This is a genomic window from Streptomyces sp. NPDC055103, from assembly GCF_053607625.1.
The window spans coordinates 1-1096 of the sequence record NZ_JBSGTX010000198.1 but is presented as its reverse complement, the minus strand read 5'-3'; the positions used below and the strand labels follow the sequence as shown (position 1 = coordinate 1096).

The 1096-nt window shown below is 48.9% G+C and carries 1 pseudogene; it reads right to left on the bottom strand.

Features of this window, described 5'->3' with window-relative positions:
- Positions 1-1096: pseudogene (srfAC, locus tag ACWFR1_RS40490) on the bottom strand (surfactin non-ribosomal peptide synthetase SrfAC); the annotation flags it as partial.

Here is a 1096-nt window from a genome sequence, read left to right as displayed (position 1 = left end):
CGATAAGACAGGGTCTGGCCGGAATACGTAAGCGCCGGCGCATCCGGATTGACGTTCACTGCTTCCTTGAACCAATCCGTCAGAGGCTTTGTTTCATGAGCTTGAGCAGGCGGGTTTAAGCCGGTTAGCAAAAATTCTCTCTCCCTGTCGTCAACGAGGTTGATCGTGCTGACAGGCTGATCCGGATTCTGGATGAGCTGCTGAATTGCTGTGAGAAGCTGAGATTTCAAGCGCAGGATAAACGCCTCATCAAACACATTCTCATTATAGGCAAGCTTAATCAGCATCTCATCTCCCGGGGAAGCCATCAGGTTGAGATCATAATTCGACTTCTCAAAAACATGAACATCCACCATATCAAAGCCGTTTTCACTGCTTTCTTCATTTTTCGCATCCTGAAGCGGATAGTTCTCAAAAACAATGATGTGGTCAATCAGTTTCGGCTGATCGGCCTGGCTTTGGATGTCATAAAGCGGCACATATTGGTGCGGCTCAGACTGCAGCGATTGCTCCTGCAGCTGCTTGAGCAAGCCGTTAAATGTGATACCCTCAGACAGCTTCACACGTCTCGGGACAACGTTGATAAACAGCCCGACCATATGTTCAACGCCTTTGATTTCCGCGGGACGCCCTGAAACAACTGTACCGAAAGCCAAATCGCCAGACTGCTGATAGCGGCTGATCAATACGCTCCAGACTGCCTGCAGCGCCGTACTTAAAGTGGTATGCTGCGATTTTGCAAGCTCGGTAAAGGCCTTTGTCTCCACCTCCGGCAGTGGAAAGAGCAGCTCTTTCGGCTCATAGCCGTCCTTTTGTTTCTTTCTTTGCTCCGCAAACGTCGTTTGTCCTTCAAAGTCCTCTAAATATTCGCGCCAGTAACGCAGTGATGCTTGTTTATCCTGCTTTTCAAGCCACTTGATGTAGTCTTTATACGGTTTGACGGGCGGCAGGCTGTACGGCTTTTGTTCGCGCAGAGCATTGTATACCTTAAATAGATCCTGTACGACGATGCCGAAGCACCATCCGTCCAAAATAATGTGGTGGTAGCTCCACACCCATTCAAAGCTTTCTTCAGCTTTCTTGAAAATTGCTGCCC